The organism is Oceanobacillus caeni (assembly GCF_019037185.1).
GTDB classification, from domain to species: Bacteria; Bacillota; Bacilli; order Bacillales; family Amphibacillaceae; genus Oceanobacillus; species Oceanobacillus caeni.
The window spans coordinates 1-23,188 of record NZ_JAHHXM010000002.1 but is presented as its reverse complement, the minus strand read 5'-3'; the positions used below and the strand labels follow the sequence as shown (position 1 = coordinate 23,188).

Here is a 23,188-nt window from a genome sequence, read left to right as displayed (position 1 = left end):
CATGGGTCTTATTTCTGTATCATGAATGAATTTAGGGGTGATACAATTGAAAAAGAAATGGTTTCGTTCACTATTTAAAAAGCACACCTCTGGACTTTTCATTATTCCATCGGTAGTCTTGTTAGGTATTTTCTTCTTTTTTATTACATTAGATAATGTAAACACTAAGACATACGATATTACTCGCTTTAGTACAGCAAAAGAAACGATTCGTTCCCCAATTACGATAGAGGATGAAAAAGAAACAGAACGAAAAACAAGGGAGACGGTTCAATCTGTTTCCGATCGATATCTTGTATCTGATGAAGTAACGAAAGAAAGAATTAGTTTTGCAGAAGAAATAAGAGAAGCGATACATACGCTTCATGAAGAAGGCAAAGAAGTTACAGATAATAAACCAATGACAGGACAAGAAAAGGTTCAAAAATTAAATCAATTGTTATCAGAAGATATTTCTATGTCGGTAAAGGACCAAACTTTTTTACAATTAATTGAGGCTTCTAAAGAAGACCGGGAAAAAGGTTTTACATTATTAATCCAAGCTCTCCGTGAAACGTTGAATGATGGAGTGAGAACTGAGAATTTACAAACCGCCATTGCTAATGTTCAGGATAAAATTAAATATTCTACCCTAAACGATAATATTAAAAAACCACTGACGGAACTAACTAAATTTCTTGTAGTGGAAAATTCATTCTTTGACGTGGAACAAACGATGGAAGCAAGGAAGGAAGCTGCAGGAAGTGTTGATCCAGTTATGATTAGGGCTGGAGAAGTTATTGTACGTGAGGGACAAACTATTACTAATCAAATCTATGAGAATCTTGAATTAGTTGGTGTTCTTGACAGTCAGAGGAATATTTTCCCTCTATTAGGTATGTTGTTATTAATTGTTCTTATTTCACTAGTAATCGGTTTTGAAATGTATCGAATGAACAAAGATAATAATTTGGATAATAATAAAATAATTACGATTGTTATCGTTACCGTTATTGGGATTGCCCTAATGAAAATAGTTAGTCTATATACGGAGGAGTATAATGAAATTTTTTATATCGTACCGATTGCGACTAGTGCTTTATTATTAAAACTTTTAATAAATGAACGAATGGCATTTGTAATGGCTATTATTTATGCGATTTTAGCTGGCTTTATTTTCAATGGGAAAATCACGGGATATTTAAATGCGGAAGCGGGTCTTTACATATTAATTTCACAGGTCGCGGGTTTATACTTTCTGATGAATGTGAAAGATAGAACTGCAATTCTAAAGTCTGGGCTAGGGATTATGGTTGTAAATACGATGACCGTACTTCTATTTATATTTTTGTCTTTTGAAAAATATTCCATACAAGATCTTTTTATTCAATTAGGGTTTGCTATGTTTGCTGCATTCTTATCGGCTGTGCTTACGATTGGATTACTTCCATTCTTTGAAGCGGGATTAAATATGCTATCTGATGTGAAATTACTACAACTGTCTAATCCTAATCAACCATTATTAAAAAAGTTATTGACTGAGGCACCAGGTACGTACCATCATTCAGTTATGGTTGCTAATTTAAGTGAAACAGCTTGTGAAGCTATAGGGGCGAATGGTTTATTGGCAAGAGTCGGTGCATACTATCACGATATTGGCAAAACCGTGAAACCTCATTATTTTGTAGAAAATCAATTATCCATTCAAAATCCACATGATTTTATTAGTCCAAAGCAGAGTGCAGAAATCATAATTCGTCATCCGTATGACGGTGCAAACTATTTAAAAAAATATAAAATGCCTAAAGAGATCATAGACATTGCACTACAGCATCATGGAACATCTTTATTAAAATACTTTTATTTTAAAGAAAAGGAAAAAAATAATCATGTGAAAGAACTGGACTTTAGGTACCCTGGTCCAAAACCACAAACGAAAGAAGCAGCGATAATCAATATATGTGATTCAGTGGAGGCAGCAGTCCGTTCATTAAAAGAACCAACGGAAGAAAAAATAGAGGATATTATCACGTCTATTATTCATGATCGTATGTCTGATGGGCAACTAGATGAAAGTCCTCTTACACTAAAGGAACTAAAAATTATTCAACAAACGTTATTCGATACATTAAAAGGAATATTTCATTCCAGAATTCAATATCCAAAAGAGGAGGAAAAATAATGAATATAGATTTTCAAGATAATACGCAGAATATGGACAAAGAGATTATTGATTTACTAGAACGTTTACTTCAATTTGCAGCAGAAAAGGAAAATATAAACGAAGAGGCCGAGATTTCGATTAATTTTGTTACTAATAAAGAAATTCAAGAAATTAATAGAGATTATCGAGGTAAGGATACTCCAACTGATGTTATTTCATTTGCAATGCAGGAGTCCGTTGAAGGCGAATTAGAGATTATCGATGAAGATATGGATATCCCAGAAACGCTTGGTGATATCATTATCTCTATTGAGAAAGCGAAAGAGCAAGCAGAAGAATATAATCATTCTTATGAAAGAGAATTAGGTTTTCTCGCAGTACATGGACTTCTTCATTTACTCGGTTATGATCACATGAATGAACAAGATGAAAAGAAAATGTTTGCAAGGCAAGAAGAAATCCTAGGTGAATTTGGTCTTGAAAGATAAGAAAAAAAAGATTGGTTTTTCGCATGCGTGGAATGGGATTAAGGAAACCGTAAAAAATGAATACAATTTTCGTATTCATTTGGCGGCCACCCTTGTTGTAGTCGTTTGCGGATTTATATTTGAAATTTCATTGTTAGAATGGATGTTTGTGTTTTTCGCGATTGGTTTGGTATTAGTTACTGAAATGATTAACAGTGTAACCGAAGCTATAGTTGATTACATAAAACCGGAATATCACCCGCAAGCCAAATATATAAAAGATGCTGCAGCGGGTGCAGTTCTTATTTCTGTAATTATTGCGGTCATCATTGGTACAATTATTTTTATTCCAAGTTTATATAAGTTATTATGATAATAAGTCCTTTTCTATAGGGCTTATTTTTTAGCGATTAAAAACTAGAAAATTATCCCACCTCAAGCTAAGAAGGTTGGTTGGAGACCAACTGCCCGTAAAGGTCCGAAAAGTACGACTAACCATCAGAGAGGATGAAGAACCCCCACTGATGGAAGTTTTCTTTAGCAGGTAGGAAAGTATAAAAATCTTTCCCGTCTACATAAGTGCAACTAAGGCATTCGCCCAACCTAATAGCGAATGCCAAGTTTTCTAATATAAAGTATGAAAGATTGCACAAGTTATAGTATGATATGTATAAATCTGACGTTCGTGGAGGTTGCAACATGGAAAATAATAATTACAAATCGGGGTTTATTGCTATAATAGGTCGACCAAATGTTGGAAAATCAACATTTTTAAATAAAGTCATTGGACAAAAAATTGCTATTATGAGTGATAAACCGCAAACAACACGAAATAAAATTCAAGGTGTTTTAACTACGAATGATGCACAAATGGTTTTTATTGATACACCGGGAATTCACAAACCAAAACATCGTTTAGGCGACTTTATGGTTCAAGTAGCTGAGAACACACTAAATGAAGTAGATGCAGTTATCTTTATGATTAACGCGAAAGAAGGGTACGGAAGAGGAGATCAATTTATTATGGATTTGCTACAAAAGGCAAAAACTCCCGTGTTTCTAGTTATTAATAAAATTGATTTAATTCATCCAGATGATTTATTCCCTTTAATCGATGAATATAAGGATAAAGTCGACTTTGATGAAATTATTCCCATCTCGGCTTTACAAGGAAATAATGTTACACATTTACTAGATGTATTAAAAGGCCATTTACCTAAGGGACCACAATATTATCCTGAAGAGCAAATTACTGACCACCCAGAAAGGTTTATTATAACGGAATTAATAAGAGAAAAAGTGTTGGAATTAACAAGAGAAGAAATACCTCATTCTATCGCAGTTGTATTGGAAAACCTGGAACAAAGGGAATCAAACGCTGTTTTTATACAAGCAACTATTGTTACGGAAAGGAAAACACAAAAAGGAATCCTTATTGGTAAACAAGGAAGTATGCTAAAAGAAATTGGGAAGAAAGCTCGGAAAGATATCGAAGCCTTACTAGGATCAAAAGTATATCTTGAATTATGGGTGAAAGTTAAGAAGGATTGGCGAAATAAACAAAGTCAATTATATGAATTTGGATTCCGTAAAGATGAGTACTAATTGAATTGGTAAACGCGCGTTCAAAAAGGGCCGAGATCGGCAAAATGCGCTACATGCTATTGCCACGCTAGCCCTACACATAGCGATGAGTCTTGCCAATGAGTATCGTTAGTACCGAAGTGTCATTTTCACCGGTCTTTTTGAACGACCTTATACATGGTAAATTTTAATACTTATGATTGTTTGAGTCTGGGTCAACCTAAGTATACGTTACATTATCACAAACTTACTGAAAGGTGGTTTTTTTCGTGATTGACCTTACATGGAAACTCTTTAAAGAAACTGGAAGTATTGAATCGTATTTATTGTTTAAGGAGCTAGAAAACGACCAGCATGATTCTAATGAATTCGGTCAAATGGAAAACGATAAAGAATCATCGTTAGAATCGAATTTATAATGTAACCTTAGTTTTAGATCCGTTCTCGGCATATCTATTTGGAGATGGTGAATTGATATGCTTGAAAAAATTAATGGAATTATAATGAAATCCAAAGATTATGGCGAAACACATAGAATAGTAACCATTTTTAGTAAGAAGTTTGGAAAAATTACTGCATTGGCCAGAGGTGCAAAAAAGCCAAAAAGTAGAATGGCTGCGGTGACCCAGCCATTCATATTTGCCCAATTTTTTATTTACGTTAACAAAGGTTTAAGTACCATTCAACAGGGCGAAATTATTAATTCAAATCGTTCTATTCGTGAAGATATTATAAAGACGGCCTATACTGCTTATGTTATGGAGTTAACAGATAAAATATTGGAAGATCGACAAGGTGAGCCCTATATTTTTGAGCAATTACAACATACAATGGATTATATTGCAGAAAATGAGGCTTGTGAGATACCTGTTATTATGTATGAAATGAAATTATATAAAAAAGGTGGATTTGCACCAAAGGTAGACAGTTGTGTCAATTGCGGCAGAAAAGAGGAACTTGTTGCTTTTTCTATAAACGAAGGAGGTCTATTATGTTCTCGTTGCAGACATATAGATCCAGAATCAACTTTTCTACCCAAACCATTGCCTAAACTACTATACATTTTTTCCGAAATCGGGTTGGAAAGAGTGAATAATATCTCAGTTAAGGATGAAAATAAAAATATAATGAGACAAATTCTAGATAATTACTATGATCGTTATGGTGGATACTATATCAAGGCAAGAAAATTTTTAAACCAATTGGATTTGTTGAAATAATTCGGTGAAAGTTGACAAGTTTATCATGATACAGTATGATTTGTACATAATTCGATAAAAAAGTGAATCGTGCAGAGATGGAGAGGAGTATCTGTTATCGCCTATTTTAAGCGAGTCCAGGTTGGTGTAAGCTGGATAATAGGGGTACAGAGAAAGGCGCTCCGGAGCATTTTTATAAAGTGGCTCAAACGTTTGAGCAAATAGGGTGGAACCGCGGTGAAAGCCGTCCCTATGTCTTATGAATAAGGCATAGGGACGGCTTTTAATTTTACTAATTTTAGGAGGAATGAATCGATATGAATATCCAGAATATGATATTAACGCTTCAAAAATATTGGTCGAATCAGAATTGTATTTTAATGCAGGCTTATGATGTAGAAAAAGGTGCAGGAACCATGTCTCCAATGACTTTACTTAGAAGTTTAGGGCCAGAGCCTTGGAACGTAGCTTATGTGGAACCATCCAGGAGACCCGATGATGGTCGCTATGGTGAAAATCCAAATAGATTGTACCAACACCATCAATTCCAAGTCATTATGAAACCATCTCCCGATAATATCCAAGAGTTATATTTAGACTCTTTAAAAGCATTAGGTATTAATCCATTAGAACATGATATTCGTTTCGTTGAAGATAATTGGGAAAATCCTACATTAGGTGCTGCTGGTTTAGGATGGGAAGTATGGCTTGATGGAATGGAGATTACCCAGTTCACTTATTTTCAGCAAATTGGCGGTTTAGAAGCAAATCCAGTTGCTGTAGAGTTAACCTATGGGATAGAAAGATTAGCTTCTTACATTCAAAATAAAGAAAACGTATTTGAACTCGAATGGAATAATGGTGTTACGGTTCACGATATTTTTTATCAGCCTGAGTTCGAACATTCTAAATATACGTTTGAAGAATCCAATACAGAAATGTTATTCGATTTGTTTACGATGTATGAGAAAGAAGCAAAAGCAACAATGGAAAAAGGACTTGTCTTTCCAGCTTACGACTATGTACTAAAATGTTCCCATACTTTTAATTTATTAGATGCAAAAGGGGTCATTTCTGTAACGGAACGTACAGGTTATATTTCACGAATTCGTAATTTGGCACGAAAAATTGCGAAAGCATATGTTGCTGAACGTGAACGTCTTGGATTTCCTATGCTAAAGAAGGAGGAGAAATAAATGGCGAAAAATGTATTATTTGAAATTGGTTTAGAGGAATTACCCGCTCGCTTTATTGATGATGCTGAAAAGCAATTATATGAAAAAACAGCAAAATGGTTAACGGATTTACGCATCTCCTCAGATAATATTAAAACATATTCTACCCCAAGAAGATTAGCTGTTTTAGTTCAAAACATGGAAGAATTTCAAGAAAGTGTTGAAGAAGAAGTGAAAGGTCCATCCGAAAGTATCGCAAAAGATTCAGAAGGCAATTGGACGAAAGCAGCTATTGGCTTTACAAAAAGTCAAGGAAAAACGGTAGACGATATTTATTTTAAAGAAGTTAATGGGATCTCTTATATCTACGTGAAAAAACATATTGAAGGTCAAAAAACCTTCGAATTACTTCCAGAATTTAAAAATATAATCACGTCCATTCAGTTTGGAAAGAATATGCGATGGTCTACGCAAACAATGAGATATGCTCGTCCTATTCGTTGGCTTGTTGCACTATACGGTGAGGAAGTGGTTCCGTTTGAGGTGGCGACAGTTAAAACAGGTAATAAAACATTTGGTCACAGGTTCCTAGGAAATGAAATAACTATCCAAGAACCACAACAATATGAATCTTTATTACGTGAAGAATATGTGATTGTGGATTCAAATGAACGTGAACAAATGATACTAGATCAAATAAAGAACATGGAAGAAAAAGAGAATGTTATGATTCCCATTGATAAAGACCTTTTAAATGAGGTACGTAATTTAGTAGAGTATCCTACCGTATTTGTAGGATCATTTGAGGAAGAATACTTAAAATTGCCGTCTGAAGTATTAATTACTTCTATGAAAGAACATCAAAGATATTTTCCTGTCATGTCTAATGACAATGAATTATTAGCAAAATTCATAGGTGTTCGAAACGGGGATAACCAATCCATTTCCACAGTAGTTAAAGGAAATGAAAAGGTACTGCGTGCTAGATTATCAGATGCTGAATTTTTCTATGAAGAAGACCAAAAACAATCTATTGATTTCTATTTAGAGAAATTACAACGTGTTGTTTTCCAAGAAAAATTAGGAACCTATTCGGATAAAGTTAATCGTGTTGTTTCCCTTACAAAAGAGATTTGTAATGAATTGCATCTGGATGAAATAACGATGAATAAAGCAATCAGGGTAGCTGAAATTAGCAAATTTGATTTAATGACGAATATGGTAGATGAATTTACAGAACTTCAAGGAATTATTGGAGAAAAATATGCCACTATTTTTGGTGAAGATGAAGAAATAGCTAAGGCGATAAGAGAACATTATTTACCAAAACAGGCTAACGGAGATTTACCAGAAACTCAAATAGGATCCATTGTTAGTATAGCTGATAAATTAGATACCATTGTAGGTTGTATTTTAATTGGTTTAGTACCAACTGGTTCTCAAGATCCTTATGGTTTACGTCGACAAGCTACAGGAATATTACGGATTTTAAGCGATAAAAAATGGAACATTTCTTTAGAATCTCTTCTAGAAATAGCTAAATCTACCTATAAAAATACTGAAATTGAAATTCATGATAAAGCAGAAGTTACACACACATTAAAAGAGTTTTTCCAACATCGTGCTTCTTATCTATTAAAAGAAAACAATGTTGAGTCTGATGTCATTCAAGCTGTAACAGATAATGGAATTGGTGTTTATGTATTTACAGAGAAAAAAGCAAGAGTACTATCCGAAAAACGAAATGATCCAAACTTCAAATCGATTGAAGAAGCATTAGTGCGAGTACTAAACTTAGCTGGCAAAACGGAAAATATGAATATTGATACAAAGTTGTTTGAAACAGAGTCTGAAAAAGTTTTATTTGAAACGTACCAAAATATTGTTACAGATTACAATCACGCTTTAAACAACTTTGATGCGGATGGGGCGTTATTACAATTAAGTCATTTATCCAATCCAATACATGATTTCTTCGATAACAATATGGTAATGGCTGATGATGACAATGTCCGAAATAATCGTTTGGCATTAGTGAATCATATTGCAAATATGATTAAAAATTACGCTGAATTAACATTAATTGAGTGGAAACAACATCAATAAATAAAGGCGGCAGTGCTCTTACAGGCTAAGAACGCAACGCCTGCCTGTCTTTCTTAAGAAAATATTTAATTTAGACTTTCTTAGTGAATTAATGATAACCTAAATTCCCTTTCTATTTTAAATAGTATATAATTATTCTTATTAGTGTGTTTTTTTATTAGTAAGGTGGTGAAAGGGTGGAATTATCGAAAAGGCAAGAGGAGATTATTGAGATAGTTAAAGAAAATGGCCCAATAACCGGAGAAAATATTGCGGAAAAGTTAAGCTTAACTCGCGCAACATTACGTCCAGACTTAGCCATTTTAACAATGTCCGGATTTCTCGATGCAAGACCGAGAGTAGGTTATTTTTACACAGGCAAAACTGGATTTGAATTATTATCAGAGAAAATAAAGAAATATAAAGTAGCTGAATTTCTACAAATTCCTATTGTCGTAAAAGAAGATGTTTCTGTTTATGATGCAATTTCTACGATGTTTCTAGAAGATGTCGGAACCCTATTTGTACTAAATGAAAAAGGTTGCTTATCTGGTGTTTTGTCTCGAAAGGATTTATTACGCGCAAGCATTGGACAACAAGATCTTAACAGTGTAGCTGTCCACATAATTATGACGAGGATGCCTAACATTACGGTTTGTCGAAAAGATGATTCTTTAATCGATGTTGCGCAGAAACTAATCAATAAACAAATTGATGGAATGCCAGTAGTAAAAGACGATGAAAAAGGCTTAACAGTTGTTGGAAGAGTAACAAAAACAACGATTACAAGAGTTTTTGTTGAGCTCGCTTCAGCAAAAATTGTTTAATTTGTATGAATGGAGAGGTAGTTATGAGTTCCGAACGACTTGTTTATGTTATATCGGATTCTGTTGGGGAAACTGCTGAATTAGTAGTGAAAGCAGGTTTAAGTCAATTTAATAGTCAAGATTATAAAATTTCACGGATTCCGTATGTAGAAGATCAACAAACCATTGACGAAACGTTACAATTAGCCATAGAAAATAATGGCCTAATCGGTTTTACTTTGGTTAATCCAACATTAAGAAATTATTTAAATGATCAAGCAAGAAAGCTAAAAATAGAAGCAATTGATATTATGGGACCCATGATTAGCGCGATGGAACGTGTTTTTAAAAAAGAGCCTAGACTAGAAGCTGGATTAGTTCATAAACTTGATGAAGATTATTTTAAACGAGTAGAGGCAATAGAGTTCGCTGTGAAATATGATGATGGTAGAGATCCACGAGGGATTGCAAGAGCCGACATTATACTCATCGGGGTTTCACGTACTTCCAAAACTCCACTGTCACAATATTTAGCTCATAAAAGATTAAAGGTTGCCAATGTACCAATTGTACCTGAGGTAGATCCGCCAGAAGAATTGTTCGAGGTGGATCCAGCCAAATGCATCGGTTTAAGAATCCGACCAGAAAAACTTAATGAAATTAGAAAAGAACGTTTAAAAGCATTAGGTTTGGGAAATCAAGCAACATATGCAAATATTGATAGAATTTCTCAAGAACTTGACTATTTTAATAAAATAGTGGAAAGAATAGGTTGTAACGTAATAGACGTCTCTAATAAAGCAGTTGAAGAAACTGCAAATGTGATTTTACAAAAGATCCACAAGTAATGATAATAAATAATTGATGAAAAACATTCTACTCACATGGCGGTTGTAGAATGTTTTTCTTCTGATTTAAAAAAAGTTAAAGATTTTTATAGAAATTCTATTGAAATTGTATTATAATAATAATTTGTGTAAAGATATATAGTAATGTTAGTTTACTTAGACATATTCTGAAAAATAAAACATCTATGATAAAGAAGGAATCTTACAAGATTATGTAGAAATATATTATAAGTCAATTAAAGGGATTCCTTATAGATTATTTACTATCCTTTCATTATTCACTCAACTAGGGTAGAAATTTTTTTCTAGTTTTAAGAAAAAAATGTCGAAATATGAAGGGATATTATAATTTTTGTCGAATACTTAAAGTATGGTGGTTCAAATGGCCTATCAAATCCCAGAGGAAATGATTGAGGAAGTTCGTAAGTCTAATGATATTGTGGATGTTATAGGAGAGTATGTACAGTTAAAAAAACAAGGTAAAAACTTTGTTGGTCTCTGTCCATTCCATGGTGAGAAGACACCTTCTTTTTCCGTGACACAAGATAAACAAATTTTCCATTGTTTTGGTTGTGGAAAAGGTGGAAACGTCGTTACGTTTATGATGGAAATGGAGAAGTTTTCCTTTATTGAAGCAATCACCCATTTGGCCGAGCGTTGTGGGATAAATCTTCCTATTACAAGCAGTCAAAACGAGTTTACTATATCCCAAGAAAGTCAAAATATATTAACCGCTTATGATTGGTTAACGAAACTATATCATCATTTATTGAGATATACAAGGGATGGTAAAGAAGGGTATCAATATTTAATTGAAAGAGGAATAAATGATCACGCAATTGATGAATTTCAGTTAGGTTTTGCTACGACTGCAAAAAGTTTTACCGCAGAGTTTTTGAAGAAAAAGGGATTCAATCAAGCTTTACTGGTAAAAGAAGGTTTACTTTCTTTACAAAATGACAATAGTGTAACTGACCGATTTAGAGGAAGAATTATATTTCCTATTCGCAATCACCTAGGCAAAACCGTAGCATTCGGAGGAAGATTACTAGCAGACGGTGGACCAAAATATTTGAACAGTCCGGAAAGTGAGTTATTCCAAAAAGGAAAAATTTTATATAATTTTGATTTAGCAAAGAAACATATTCGTAAGGAAAATGAAGTAATATTATTTGAAGGGTATATGGATGTTATTGCTGCTTATCAGGCAGGAATTAAAAATGTAGTTGCTACATTAGGTACCGCATTAACGGAAACACAGGCTAAATTATTAAAACGATATGTTGATACGGTAGTTGTTTGTTATGACGGGGATAAAGCTGGACTTGAAGCGACATATAAAGCAGTTCGATTACTTCAAAGTGTAGGATGCCAAGTCAAAATAGCTAATTTAAAAGAAGGCTTAGACCCAGATAGTTATATAAAACTTAATGGGGGAGAGGCTTTCCAAAACAAAGTATTGGATACGAGTGAAACCTACTTAAGTTTTTACATGCGATATCTGAAGAAAGATTATAATCTTCATGTGGAAGGAGATCGCATTGATTATATAGAAAAAGTAATAAGGGAAATTTCAACCGTTAATAGTTTGGTCGAAAGAGAATATTATTTAAAGGACCTTCATAATGAATTTAATATCTCTATGGAATCACTTACAGAAGAAGTGGAAATCCAGAGAAGGAGATATAAAGACCAATCTCGAAATAAGGATAATTCATCTGGATACAGTCATAATAATAGAGCAAATATTCAACATAACAACAAGAAACTATTACCGGCATATCAAAATGCCGAAAGAAAGTTATTGGCCTACATGCTCCAAGACGAATTAATTGCTGAAAAAGTTCAGGAAGATTTAGGGGCAAGATTTAATTTAGATATGCATAAAATCATTGCCACTCATTTATATGCTTTTTATGAAGAGGGTCATAAGGCAGATGTTAGTTTATTTATAGAAAGATTGAAAGAACCTGAATTACAAAAGTTAGCATCAGAGATAGCCATGTATCCTACATTGGAGAACATAAGTGATCAAGAAATTAGTGATTATATACGAATTATTAAGGTTCAAAATGATGATTATGTTCATATTCAAACATTAAAAGAGGAACAAAGATTAGCTGAACAACAAAGTGATCCATTAAAAGCTGCCCAAATTGCAATGCAAATTATTGAAATTAAAAAGCAATCGAAACGCACAAATTAATTTTTTCTATGGAATTGGAAGGAGGGGGACTCATGGCTGATAAAGAACAATCACAACAAATTAAAGAAACTGAACAAACTCTTGAGCAAATTAAAGAGGGTTTAATGGAATTAGGAAAAAAACGGGGAACTTTAGCATATGAAGAGGTTGCGGACCGTTTATCTAATTTTGAGATTGAATCAGATCAAATGGATGAGTTCTATGAACAATTGGAAGAACAAGGTGTCGAAGTAATAGGTGAATCTGAAGATGATCCTAATATGAAGGAAATTGCTAAAGAAGAAGAATTCAATGTAGAGGATTTAAGTGTACCTCTTGGAATAAAAATAAATGATCCCGTAAGAATGTATTTGAAAGAAATTGGCCGTGTTAATTTACTTTCCGCAGCAGAAGAGATTGAACTTGCAAACCGCATAGAAGAGGGCGATGAGGAAGCAAAAAGAAGACTAGCTGAAGCTAACTTAAGACTGGTTGTAAGTATCGCTAAGAGATATGTTGGACGTGGAATGTTATTTCTCGATTTAATTCAAGAAGGTAACATGGGTCTGATGAAAGCTGTTGAAAAGTTTGATTATCGAAAAGGTTTTAAATTTAGTACGTATGCTACTTGGTGGATACGTCAGGCCATTACTAGAGCAATTGCGGATCAAGCTAGAACCATTCGTATTCCAGTTCACATGGTTGAAACGATTAATAAATTAATTCGAGTGCAACGTTCGCTTTTACAAGATCTTGGTAGGGAACCAACTCCAGAAGAAATCGGCGAAGAAATGGAACTAGCACCTGATAAAGTCCGAGAGATTCTAAAGATTGCTCAGGAACCTGTTTCATTAGAAACTCCTATTGGAGAAGAAGATGATTCCCATTTAGGTGATTTTATTGAAGATCAGGAAGCTATTTCGCCATCAGATCATGCTGCATATGAACTTCTTAAAGAACAATTAGAAGATGTTCTTGATACGCTTACGGATAGAGAAGAGAATGTTTTACGACTTCGTTTTGGTCTTGATGATGGACGTACTCGAACACTTGAAGAAGTAGGAAAAGTTTTTGGTGTTACTCGAGAACGTATCCGTCAAATTGAGGCTAAGGCTTTACGTAAACTTAGACACCCTAGCCGCAGTAAGCGACTAAAAGACTTTATGGACTAAATAGTTGTAGTCATTGGAAACGACTTTAGTTTTCAATGGCTCTTCTCTTTGTTAATTTTGTTTTTTCAGGGAAGGACTTTATATGCCTGACAACAATCGTATCAATATCATTGTTAATGAAATAAATTATTGGAAGCGTAATAAATTGCTGCCCGATACATACTGCGATTACCTTTTAGCATTGTATACGAAGGGAGAGAGCGATGATTTTTCTAAATCAAGCTCGTTTCAAACGGTGATTCCAATTTTGCAACTCGTACTATGTACGTTACTGTTACCGTTTTCTTTTCTTGTGATATATTTTACGAGATTTGAAGATGTTTTGCAACTCACGATTTTATTTCTTTTTCTTATTTACGCAATATGGTGTTTTAAATCCTTAAAGAAACATACAAACAATTTGTCTCATGTAGCTCTCGTAAACGCTTTATTTATTATGCTTTTGTTTAGTATTCATTTAGGAAAAACTTTGGCAAGTGGTAATTTTTTTGTCTATATTACAATTTTATTAAATTTTATTTGTTGGTTCTTTTTGGGTTATATAAAACAGTTAAAGTATTTAAAATATGCAAGTATTATTGGCCTGATTTTTGCCATTTTATATTATTTTATAAAATTTATTATCTAAATTCTTTAAACTTAGATGATTTTCGAGTAAACTATATATAGCCTTAATAAAAACCATTAAAAACTTGGCATTCGCCAAGTATTTGGTGAATGTCATAGTTGCACTTATGTAGATAGGAGTTTTTTTAACTTTCTGTTTACTAAAGAAAAAAGGGGATTACATAAGGAGGAAACGTAATGAAAAAGAACCCAGTCATACCATACGCAATTATTGCTGTAGTAGGGGTACTAGCTATCATTATTATTTCATTTATTGGGGTGAATCAACGAGAAGCGATTCAACAGGCAGAAGAAGGCGGAGAACAAGCTGTTGAAGAAGGAGAAGCATCAACGGATCCTGAAGAAATCTTTTCTGCTAACTGTTCTTCATGCCACGGTGCAGATTTATCCGGTGGAGCAGGTCCGGAGTTAACGACAATTGGGTCTAAATACAGTGCTGATGAAATTTCAGAAATTATCCAAAATGGTACAGATGGAGGAATGCCTCCATTTGGTGGATCACTTGCCCCAGAGGAAATAGAATTACTATCTGATTGGCTTAGTGAAAAACAATAATAATAAAGTTAAGCTTTCTGTTATAATCAGAAAGCTTTTCTTTTTGCTTGTTTGGAAAGTATAATAATGATTAAATTTAAAAGTCTGGACTAGCTTGGAAGGAGAGAACCATGACAATTACGATAAATTTATCCAGTCGATTAACTGAAGTAGCAAACTTTATTAATAAAGGTGCAAAATTTGCAGATATTGGTTCAGATCATGCTTATTTACCTTGTTATATATGCCTAAAAGACAAAACAGCTCGTGCCATTGCTGGAGAAATAAATGAAGGACCTTTTAATAGTGCGAAGAATATGGTAAGTGCTACTAAACTCAATGATGTTATTGAAGTGCGATTAGGGAATGGTTTGGAGATCATAACACAAGATGATAACATTGATCATGTTGTTATTGCTGGAATGGGTGGATCCTTAATTAAAACGATTTTAGAAGAAGGTAAGAAAAAACTTACTGATGTTAAACGTATCATTGCCCAGCCCAATATCGATGCTAGAAATGTACGGCGATGGTTTGTAAGTAATAATTTTAAAATTATAAATGAATCCATTATAGAAGAAAACGGCCATATTTATGAAATAATTGTTGCTGAACAAACAAAATCTTTACAAATGGACATACTTAATGAAAAAGAACTATTATTTGGTCCAATATTATTAAGAAACAAAAAAAGTGAATTTTATAAGAAGTGGCAGCATGAATATGAAAAAATGCAACAAGTTGTAGCACAAATGAAAAGTGCAAAGGTACGTAACACTGAAAAAATAGTACAGTTTGAAAAAGAATTAGTATGGATGGAGGAGGAACTATAAGATGAAAAAGCATCCAATTAATAATTCTAATGTTTTTCAATTAATGGAGAAATGGGCACCCAAACATTTAGCATATGATTGGGACAATGTTGGATTACAAGTAGGTTCGTATCATCAAAATGTGAATAAAATAATGGTTACATTAGATGTATTAGAAACAGTTGTTGATGAGGCGATCCAGAAAGGGGTAAATTTAATTATTGCCCATCATCCCTTATTATTTAAACCTATCAAGCAAATTAATTTTGACTCCCCACAAGGAAGATTGATCAGAAAATTGATTGATCATCAAATTACGGTATACGCGGCTCACACTAATCTAGATGCTGCTGTTGGCGGTGTAAATGATATGCTTTGCCAATCAATTGGAATACAATCCACAAGTAATTTGCTAGATACATTCACACAGCGTTTACTTAAGATAGTTGTATATGTTCCAAAGACCCATGAAGAGGAAATTAGAAATGCCCTATCTGATAGCGGCGCAGGACATATTGGGAATTATAGTCATTGTACTTTCCAAACAAAAGGTGAAGGAACATTTAAACCATTGGAGGGGACAAATCCTTATATTGGTACAACTAATCAATTAGAGTTAGTAGATGAAGTTCGAATCGAAACTATTCTGCCCGAAGAGAAACTTAATAAAGTCATTTCGTCCATATTAAAGGCTCATCCATATGAGGAGCCAGCATACGATATATATCCTCTAAAAAACAGTGGAAAACGTTTTGGGATTGGTCGCGTTGGTCTGTTACCTCAAAAAATAACCCTTGAAAAGTTATGTTCTCAAATTAAAAAATCTCTTAATATCTCAGGATTAAGGGTTACTGGTGATTTACAGAAAGAAGTTAAGAAGGTTGCGGTGTTAGGTGGAAGTGGAGAGAAATATATCCATACAGCTAAACAAAAAGGTGCGGATGTTTATATTACTGGAGATATGTCTTTCCATACAGCACAGGATGCTTGGCAAATGGGGTTATCTGTCATTGATGCTGGCCATTATATAGAAAATATTATGAAAAAACATACTGTGGATTATTTAAAAAATGAATTAAAACATCATCCTTCTGTAGAAATTCTTATGTCTGAAACAAACACCGATCCCTTTCAGTTTGTTTAGGAAGATAAAAACTTTCTTATCCTGTAATAGTACAACTAAGGCATTTGCTAATAGCAAAGTATCAAAAAAAGGAGCATTTATTATATGACAGAAAATCAATTTGAACAATTAGATTTGAAACCTAATATACTTGAAGTCATCCATCATTTAAAATTTAAGAAGCCTACTGAAATTCAGGAGAAAATTATTCCAAACATTATAAAAGGAAATAGTGTTATAGGTCAATCGAGAACAGGATCTGGTAAGACCCATGCCTATTTACTACCCCTATTTAATCAATTAGATAGTACAAAAAGGGAAGTACAATTTGTCATTACTGCCCCTACTAGAGAATTGGCAATGCAAATTTATGATGAAGTGAAGAAAATCATCCAATTTTCTAATAAAGAAGGAGAATTGGTAGCTAAGTTATTAGTAGGTGGAACAGACAAACAAAAAATGATGGAAAAATTAAAGCAGCCTCCACATATTATCGTAGGAACGCCTGGGAGAATTTTAGATTTAGTTAAAGAAGAGGCGCTTTCGATATATTCCGCAAAATCCTTTGTTATAGATGAGGCGGATTTAATGCTAGATCTAGGGTTTATTAACGATGTAGACCAACTTTTGGTACGAGCAAAAAGGGATATCCAATTATTGGTATTTTCAGCTACAATCCCTGTACGATTACAGCACTTTTTTAAAAAGTATTTAGAAAATCCGATTTATGTCAAAATAAATGATCATTTTTCACCGGAAACAATGGAGCATTTATTAATTGCGGTTAAGCATAAAGAAAAAGCGGATATTATTTTGGAAATTTCAAAAGCAATCAATCCTTATATTAGCATTATTTTTACGAATGGTAAGAAACAAGCAGATGAACTTGCATCTGAACTGCAAGAAAAAGGTATAGACGTAGGGATTATTCATGGTGGTTTAACACCTAGAGAAAGAAAACGAGTACTTAAAGATATCCAAAATCTTCGGTACCAATACATTGTTGCCACTGATCTGGCTGCAAGAGGAATTGATATTAAGGGTGTTAGTCATGTTATTAACGCAGACCTACCGAAAGAAGAAGAATTTTATATTCATAGGGTTGGAAGAACCGCAAGAGCAGGTATGGAAGGTACGGCTATAAGTTTATACCAAGAAGCCGACTTAAAACTAATCCAAAAACTTGAAGATAAAGGTCTTTCATTCCAATATGTGGATGTTAAAAATGGCGAATGGACGAAAGCTAAATCATGGAATGACCGTCAATTAAGAAAGAATACAACCACTGATCTTGAAAAAGAAGCTTGGAAAAGGGTTCCGAAAGTTAAAAAAGTAAAACCCGGCTATAAGAAAAAACTAAAAAAGCAGCAAGTCTCTATAAAAAAACAATTGCAAAAAAATACGAAGCATAAAAAATAGAAATAAACAGAGATGAAATGAAGAGGGAGAGTGTATCAATATTGTTAAAAATTGGATCACATGTATCAATGAATGGTAAAAAAATGTTATTAGGTTCAAGTGAAGAAGCTACATCCTATGGAGCAAATACCTTTATGATTTATACAGGTGCACCCCAAAATACGCGAAGGAAACCAATAGAAGAGTTGAATATTGAGGCTGGTCGAGAACATATGGAAAAGAATGGTCTCACTGATATCATCGTACATGCGCCTTATATTATAAATATTGGAAATACGACAAAACCAGCAACTTTTGAACTTGGTGTTAACTTCTTAAGAAGTGAAATCGAACGTACAGAGGCTATTGGAGCGAAACAAATTGTTCTACACCCCGGTGCACATGTAGGAGCGGGGGTTGATAATGGAATTAAAAAGATCATCGAGGGGTTAAATGAGGTTCTTGAAAAAAATAATGATGTAGAGATTGCTTTAGAAACTATGGCCGGTAAAGGAACTGAAATTGGACGTACATTCGATGAAATTGCTCAAATTATCGATGGGGTTACCTTGAATGAAAAATTATCCGTTTGTATGGATACTTGTCATATTCACGACGCCGGATATGATATTGTAAATGATTTTGATGGGGTTTTAAATGAATTTGATAAAATCATCGGTGTGGAAAGAATAAAAGTTGTACATGTAAATGATAGTAAAAATGAGAAAGGAGCTCATAAAGACCGCCATGAAAATATTGGTTTCGGCCATATTGGATTTAAAGCGTTACATGATATTATCCACCACCCCCAGTTTCAAGAGTTGCCTAAAATATTAGAAACTCCGTATGTTGGTGAAGATAAGAAAAATAAAAAGGCTCCATATCGATTTGAAATTGAAATGATTAAAAATGGCCATTTTGAAGAAAACTTGAAGGAAAAAATACAAAATAGTTAATAAAAATAGGGGTAACCTAAGGTTAGCCCTATTTTTATTCAAATAAATATTCTAATCCATAAGACTTAATAAGTTCATTAAGTAATTTTCTTGCTGCCCTTGCTGTTTCTATATCAGTAATATTTGCTAATTCCCTAAACATCGTTTCTCGATCATCGTGTTTAAATGGATCACCATTATAATGTTTTAAATAGTGGGATATCTGCTTAGCCTGTTCCTTTGAAATAGAGAAACCGTACTGATGAGAGTGATCTAATAAATCGTTATAACTTATTTGTTTAAGCTTCCTCCGTACTAATTCTTTGATGATAATGGACATTTTCGTACCTCCTTTAAAAAGAACCTGTTGTACTATATATGCATTCATTAAGATAAAATAAACTTGTATTATGAAATAAAACTACCTTTTAACTATGTTTCCACAAACTAACATTATAAACTTGAGGGGATTCCATACACTATAAATGCACCTCGACTAAAAAAGGAGGTCATTACCCATGGCGGATTATAAAGATATAGAAAATGCTCCAAGACGCGGTGAAGAGGCTAAAAATCAGGATTTTGTTGAAATAGAACCTGATAGCTCTAGAAATGAGGAATTTGCTGCAGAGTTTACAGCCGATGATTATGCTGTAAATGATAATGACGATGCTGATGTAAATAGTATGTATGGATGGATTGGTCTAGCTTTATCGATTATTTCCTTCTTTGTTTGGCCAATCGTTCTAGGTGCAGCAGGTATCATTTTAGGGTTTGTCTCTAGAGCCCGTGGTGCTGATACTTTAGGAAATATTGCAATTGCTGCAGGAGCAATTTCTATATTAGTAACCTTATTTATATTGCCTTTCGTTTAGATTAAAAATGGAGACTAAATACAGTCTCCATTTTTATTTATATAGCGGAAAATAATAGTAATTCTCTGGCTCCATGGAATTTGGATCTATATTGGGATTCAATTCTTGAAAATCATTTATAATTTTTTCAAAAGGTACTTTTATTTTTCCTTCATTTAAATCTTTAATAATAGATAATACAGTGTCCCCCCATTCAACTTTTACTTTTATTATCGTGTATTGACTATCCTTTGTTATAAAAGTTTCTATATCTTGGTACTGATTAATCATATCATCTCCTAACGATAAATCTTTATATATACTTGCTACTAGCAGTATAATGAACATATATAGAATTAATCGTTTGGAAAAGGACATATTTAATTTCTCCTTTTTTAATACCTAAGAAAACTGTTTTTCGTTGTCTGCCTGAGAGCTTGGATTTTTAAAATGAAACTTAATCTCAATTTTTTCGTATAATAAATATAAAGGAGGGGTGTAATTGGAAATTTTTGAATTAGTATGGATTGGCTTTGTTTTAACAGGTATAGGGTCATTGTTTTTAATCGGTGAAGTGTTAGTAAATGCTAGAGGAATTTTTGGTTTATTGGGAATTGGTTTTATTACCATTTATTTTGGTGCGTATGTTGTAGAAACAAGTTTCTTTATAATTATGCTTATTTTATACTTTTTAGGACTAATACTAATCATTATTGATGGAAAAATTCTAAATGATGGTACATTAGCGACTATTGGTGTAGCCATTATGCTAGTTTCCGTTGCTTTAGTAGCACCTTCATTTACCTCGGGGTTGTACGCTGTACTTGGAGTAATTTTAGGTACTGCAGGCTCTTTTTTATTCTTAAAAGTCTTTAAGAAGCGGGAAATGTGGACAAAAATAGCTTTAAAGGATCAATTAACAAGTGAGGAAGGATATAACTCCTTGAACAAGGAATATGAAAAACTTTTAGGTCAAAGTGGAATCACCAAAACAGATTTACGCCCTGTTGGAACAATCGAAGTAAATAAAAAGGATTATAGCGCGGTATCTAACGGACAATGGATCGAGAAAAATACCCATATACAAGTAATTCAGGTTGATGGGACAAAAATATTAGTTGAAAAAATCAAATCGTAACAACGTAAAAGACTGTAAGTTAAGAGTCCTAAAGAGAAGTGTATTTGGGATCTTGACATAACAGTCTTTTTTATTGTTATTTTTGAAGGTAGAGTAATAATTCGTTTTTGTTGATGATTGTAAATTTAATGTAAAATTATGACGAAATATCTTTACAAGGAATTAACCTAACCTTAAGATAGAGTAGGGTTTTTTAATTAATGATAATCGGATGAAAGGATGTAATATCATTGGATGTAGATATTCAGACACTACTCTTTGAATTTTTTGGTGGACTTGGGATCTTCCTTTTAGGTATTAAATTTATGGGAGATGGTTTACAAAAGTCTGCAGGTGATCGATTAAGAGATATACTTGATCGATTTACAAGTAATCCTTTCCTTGGCGTGCTTGCCGGAATGGTTGTAACGATGTTAATTCAAAGTAGTTCAGGTACGACCGTATTAACAGTAGGGCTTGTTAATGCAGGTTTTATGACATTAAGACAAGCAATTGGTGTTATTATGGGAGCGAATATTGGAACAACTATTACCGCTTTTATTATTGGTATTGATATTGGTGAATATGCTTTACCAATTCTTGCAGTAGGTGCATTTTTAATCTTTTTCTTTAAGAAACCAATTATTACTGCACTAGGACAAGCTCTTTTTGGTTTTGGTGCTTTGTTTTATGGCTTAGAGTTAATGAGTAGTGGTATGAAACCCTTACGTTCACTTGAGGCTTTTCATGAATTAACAGTAAGTATGAGTGATAATCCAATTCTTGGTGTTATCATCGGAACAGTCTTTACATTAATCGTACAAAGCTCAAGTGCAACGGTTGGTATTTTACAAGGACTATTTTCTGAAGGAGCTATAGCTTTAGACGCAGCTATTCCTGTTTTATTTGGTGATAATATTGGAACAACAATTACTGCGGTGTTAGCAGCAATCGGCGCTTCTGTTGCGGCAAGACGAGCAGCGTTGACTCACGTAATTTTTAATGTGATGGGTTCTATTATTTTTCTTATATTATTAATTCCATTTGTAGCTTTTGTATCATTCTTACAGACAAAATTAAATTTGAATCCAGAAATGACGATTGCATTTGCACACGGAAGCTTTAATGTTATGAACACGATTATACAATTTCCGTTTATAGCTGGATTGGCATGGATTGTTACGAAAATAATCCCGGGTAAAGATACGACTATTGAATATAAACCAAAATTCTTGGATCCGATTTTCATTGAGAGATCTTCTGCTTTAGCTTTAGATCAAGCGAAAAAGGAAATAGCCCGAATGGGAGAATATGCTTGTAAAGGTCTAGAAGAATCCAATCGATATTTAACTACAAGTTCTCAAAAACATTCAGATATGGCTATGCAAATTGAGGGAGCCATAAATAACCTAGATCGTAATATTACAGAATATTTAGTGACGGTATCAGGAAGATCTCTATCTGAACAGGAAAGTGAAAAACATACAGCATTAATGAACTCCGTCCGTGATATTGAACGAATAGGGGATCACTTTGAAAATTTAATTGAGTTGGTGGATTACAAAATTTCTAATAAAGTCCAAATTTCAGATAAGGCGATGGGTGAGTTAAACACTATGTTTGACTTAACTAATATGACTGTTAAACAAGCTGTAGATGCTTTAAGTGAGTCTGATAGAGAGAAAGCCTTAGAAGTTGTTCAACGAGAAGAAGAAATTGATAAGATGGAAAGAGATTATCGTAAGCGACATATTATTCGTATGAATGAAGGGCTTTGCAGTGGTTCAGCAGGTATAGTATTTGTTGATATCATAAGTAATTTAGAGCGTATTGGTGACCACGCAGTGAACATTGCTGAGTATGTTTTAGGTCATCATGATTAAAATAAAAGAGAAGGGATAAAACCTTCTCTTTTTTAATTGCAAATAAGAATAAAAGGTGATATTATAATAGACGTTGTTTATGTTTGTCGAGATTAATAAATAGTGTTGACAAACGAAAAAATACATGGTAAATTTTATATCGTTGTTAAATATTAACATTTCACTATTCCACAGTAGCTCAGTGGTAGAGCAATCGGCTGTTAACCGATCGGTCGTAGGTTCGAATCCTACCTGTGGAGCC

The 23,188-nt window shown here is 33.5% G+C and carries 22 protein-coding genes, 1 tRNA gene and 1 other annotated feature; of the genes, 21 read left to right on the top strand and 2 right to left on the bottom strand.

All coding sequences use genetic code 11. From position 1 onward, the window contains the following. Nucleotides 1–37 precede the first annotated feature (37 nt). From KM885_RS01525 to KM885_RS01445, 17 genes are all read left to right on the top strand, one after another. A complete protein-coding gene (locus KM885_RS01525; RefSeq protein WP_379566764.1) occupies nt 38–2,161 on the top strand; it encodes an HD family phosphohydrolase in 2,124 nt (707 codons plus the stop codon). Then, nucleotides 2,161–2,631, top strand: a complete 471-nt coding sequence (gene ybeY, locus KM885_RS01520; protein ID WP_047183800.1) for an rRNA maturation RNase YbeY — start codon at nt 2,161–2,163, stop codon at nt 2,629–2,631. Before KM885_RS01525 ends, ybeY begins: the two co-directional genes overlap by 1 nt. Further along, nucleotides 2,621–2,983 carry a diacylglycerol kinase family protein gene (locus KM885_RS01515; protein WP_047183801.1) on the top strand — a complete coding sequence of 121 codons (363 nt, stop codon included), beginning with the start codon at nt 2,621–2,623 and terminating at the stop codon, nt 2,981–2,983. The genes ybeY and KM885_RS01515 overlap by 11 nt, the downstream gene beginning before the upstream one ends. A 326-nt stretch (nt 2,984–3,309) precedes the next feature. Beyond that, on the top strand, nt 3,310–4,215 hold the full coding sequence (era, locus tag KM885_RS01510) for a GTPase Era (RefSeq protein WP_216883467.1): 906 nt from the start codon (nt 3,310–3,312) through the stop codon (nt 4,213–4,215). 248 nt (nt 4,216–4,463) lie between these two features. After that, entirely contained in the window at nt 4,464–4,613 is a 150-nt protein-coding gene (locus KM885_RS01505) for a YqzL family protein (protein WP_083452541.1), read from the top strand. A 57-nt stretch (nt 4,614–4,670) separates the two neighbouring features. Next, nucleotides 4,671–5,414 carry a DNA repair protein RecO gene (recO, locus tag KM885_RS01500; RefSeq protein ID WP_047183803.1) on the top strand — a complete coding sequence of 248 codons (744 nt, stop codon included), beginning with the start codon at nt 4,671–4,673 and terminating at the stop codon, nt 5,412–5,414. Between the two features lie 65 nt (nt 5,415–5,479). Further along, nucleotides 5,480–5,648: a binding site (T-box leader), on the top strand. A 62-nt stretch (nt 5,649–5,710) separates the two neighbouring features. After that, nucleotides 5,711–6,589 carry a glycine--tRNA ligase subunit alpha gene (gene glyQ, locus KM885_RS01495; protein ID WP_060668337.1) on the top strand — a complete coding sequence of 293 codons (879 nt, stop codon included), beginning with the start codon at nt 5,711–5,713 and terminating at the stop codon, nt 6,587–6,589. After that, on the top strand, nt 6,590–8,674 hold the full coding sequence (glyS, locus tag KM885_RS01490) for a glycine--tRNA ligase subunit beta (RefSeq protein WP_204798718.1): 2,085 nt from the start codon (nt 6,590–6,592) through the stop codon (nt 8,672–8,674). 176 nt (nt 8,675–8,850) lie between these two features. Then, entirely contained in the window at nt 8,851–9,480 is a 630-nt protein-coding gene (ccpN, locus tag KM885_RS01485; RefSeq protein WP_047183806.1) for a transcriptional regulator CcpN, read from the top strand. A 23-nt stretch (nt 9,481–9,503) separates the two neighbouring features. Further along, the gene (locus tag KM885_RS01480; RefSeq protein WP_047183807.1) at nt 9,504–10,307 is read left to right on the top strand and encodes a pyruvate, water dikinase regulatory protein; all 804 of its coding nucleotides are present in this window, start codon (nt 9,504–9,506) and stop codon (nt 10,305–10,307) included. A gap of 382 nt (nt 10,308–10,689) precedes the next feature. Continuing rightward, nucleotides 10,690–12,513, top strand: a complete 1,824-nt coding sequence (gene dnaG / locus KM885_RS01475) for a DNA primase (RefSeq protein ID WP_060668339.1) — start codon at nt 10,690–10,692, stop codon at nt 12,511–12,513. 32 nt (nt 12,514–12,545) lie between these two features. Further along, the gene (rpoD, locus tag KM885_RS01470) at nt 12,546–13,664 is read left to right on the top strand and encodes an RNA polymerase sigma factor RpoD (protein WP_047183809.1); all 1,119 of its coding nucleotides are present in this window, start codon (nt 12,546–12,548) and stop codon (nt 13,662–13,664) included. A gap of 804 nt (nt 13,665–14,468) precedes the next feature. Continuing rightward, complete coding sequence (gene cccA / locus KM885_RS01465) at nt 14,469–14,846, top strand: cytochrome c550 (protein WP_047183810.1); 378 nt, start codon at nt 14,469–14,471, stop codon at nt 14,844–14,846. A gap of 110 nt (nt 14,847–14,956) precedes the next feature. Then, complete coding sequence (locus tag KM885_RS01460; protein WP_052771611.1) at nt 14,957–15,658, top strand: tRNA (adenine(22)-N(1))-methyltransferase; 702 nt, start codon at nt 14,957–14,959, stop codon at nt 15,656–15,658. Between the two features lies 1 nt (nt 15,659). Then, nucleotides 15,660–16,781 carry a Nif3-like dinuclear metal center hexameric protein gene (locus KM885_RS01455; RefSeq protein WP_216883466.1) on the top strand — a complete coding sequence of 374 codons (1,122 nt, stop codon included), beginning with the start codon at nt 15,660–15,662 and terminating at the stop codon, nt 16,779–16,781. Between the two features lie 84 nt (nt 16,782–16,865). Continuing rightward, nucleotides 16,866–18,179 (top strand): DEAD/DEAH box helicase, encoded by a 1,314-nt coding sequence (locus KM885_RS01450; RefSeq protein ID WP_216883465.1) that lies wholly within the window; start codon nt 16,866–16,868, stop codon nt 18,177–18,179. A 41-nt stretch (nt 18,180–18,220) separates the two neighbouring features. Then, on the top strand, nt 18,221–19,114 hold the full coding sequence (locus KM885_RS01445; RefSeq protein ID WP_216883464.1) for a deoxyribonuclease IV: 894 nt from the start codon (nt 18,221–18,223) through the stop codon (nt 19,112–19,114). Nucleotides 19,115–19,148: 34 nt separating this feature from the next. Here the strand turns inward: KM885_RS01445 and KM885_RS01440 are convergent, their stop codons facing one another. After that, nucleotides 19,149–19,433 carry a DUF2624 domain-containing protein gene (locus KM885_RS01440; RefSeq protein ID WP_216883463.1) on the bottom strand — a complete coding sequence of 95 codons (285 nt, stop codon included), beginning with the start codon at nt 19,431–19,433 and terminating at the stop codon, nt 19,149–19,151. Nucleotides 19,434–19,611: 178 nt separating this feature from the next. Here KM885_RS01440 and KM885_RS01435 point away from each other — a divergent pair, with 178 nt between their 5' ends. Further along, entirely contained in the window at nt 19,612–19,968 is a 357-nt protein-coding gene (locus tag KM885_RS01435) for a hypothetical protein (protein WP_047183815.1), read from the top strand. A 33-nt stretch (nt 19,969–20,001) separates the two neighbouring features. On the opposite strand, the gene KM885_RS01430 is transcribed toward KM885_RS01435, so the two are convergent. Further along, a complete protein-coding gene (locus tag KM885_RS01430; protein ID WP_204798719.1) occupies nt 20,002–20,325 on the bottom strand; it encodes a hypothetical protein in 324 nt (107 codons plus the stop codon). A gap of 124 nt (nt 20,326–20,449) precedes the next feature. Between KM885_RS01430 and KM885_RS01425 the strand changes: the two genes are divergently transcribed. The 3 genes from KM885_RS01425 to KM885_RS01415 all read left to right on the top strand — a co-directional run bounded on the left by KM885_RS01425 (nt 20,450) and on the right by KM885_RS01415 (nt 23,186). After that, on the top strand, nt 20,450–21,085 hold the full coding sequence (locus KM885_RS01425) for an NfeD family protein (RefSeq protein WP_204798720.1): 636 nt from the start codon (nt 20,450–20,452) through the stop codon (nt 21,083–21,085). Between the two features lie 230 nt (nt 21,086–21,315). Continuing rightward, on the top strand, nt 21,316–22,947 hold the full coding sequence (locus tag KM885_RS01420; protein ID WP_216883462.1) for a Na/Pi cotransporter family protein: 1,632 nt from the start codon (nt 21,316–21,318) through the stop codon (nt 22,945–22,947). A 167-nt stretch (nt 22,948–23,114) separates the two neighbouring features. Beyond that, nucleotides 23,115–23,186: transfer RNA gene (locus KM885_RS01415), tRNA-Asn, on the top strand. The last annotated feature ends 2 nt before the right edge of the window (nt 23,187–23,188 follow it).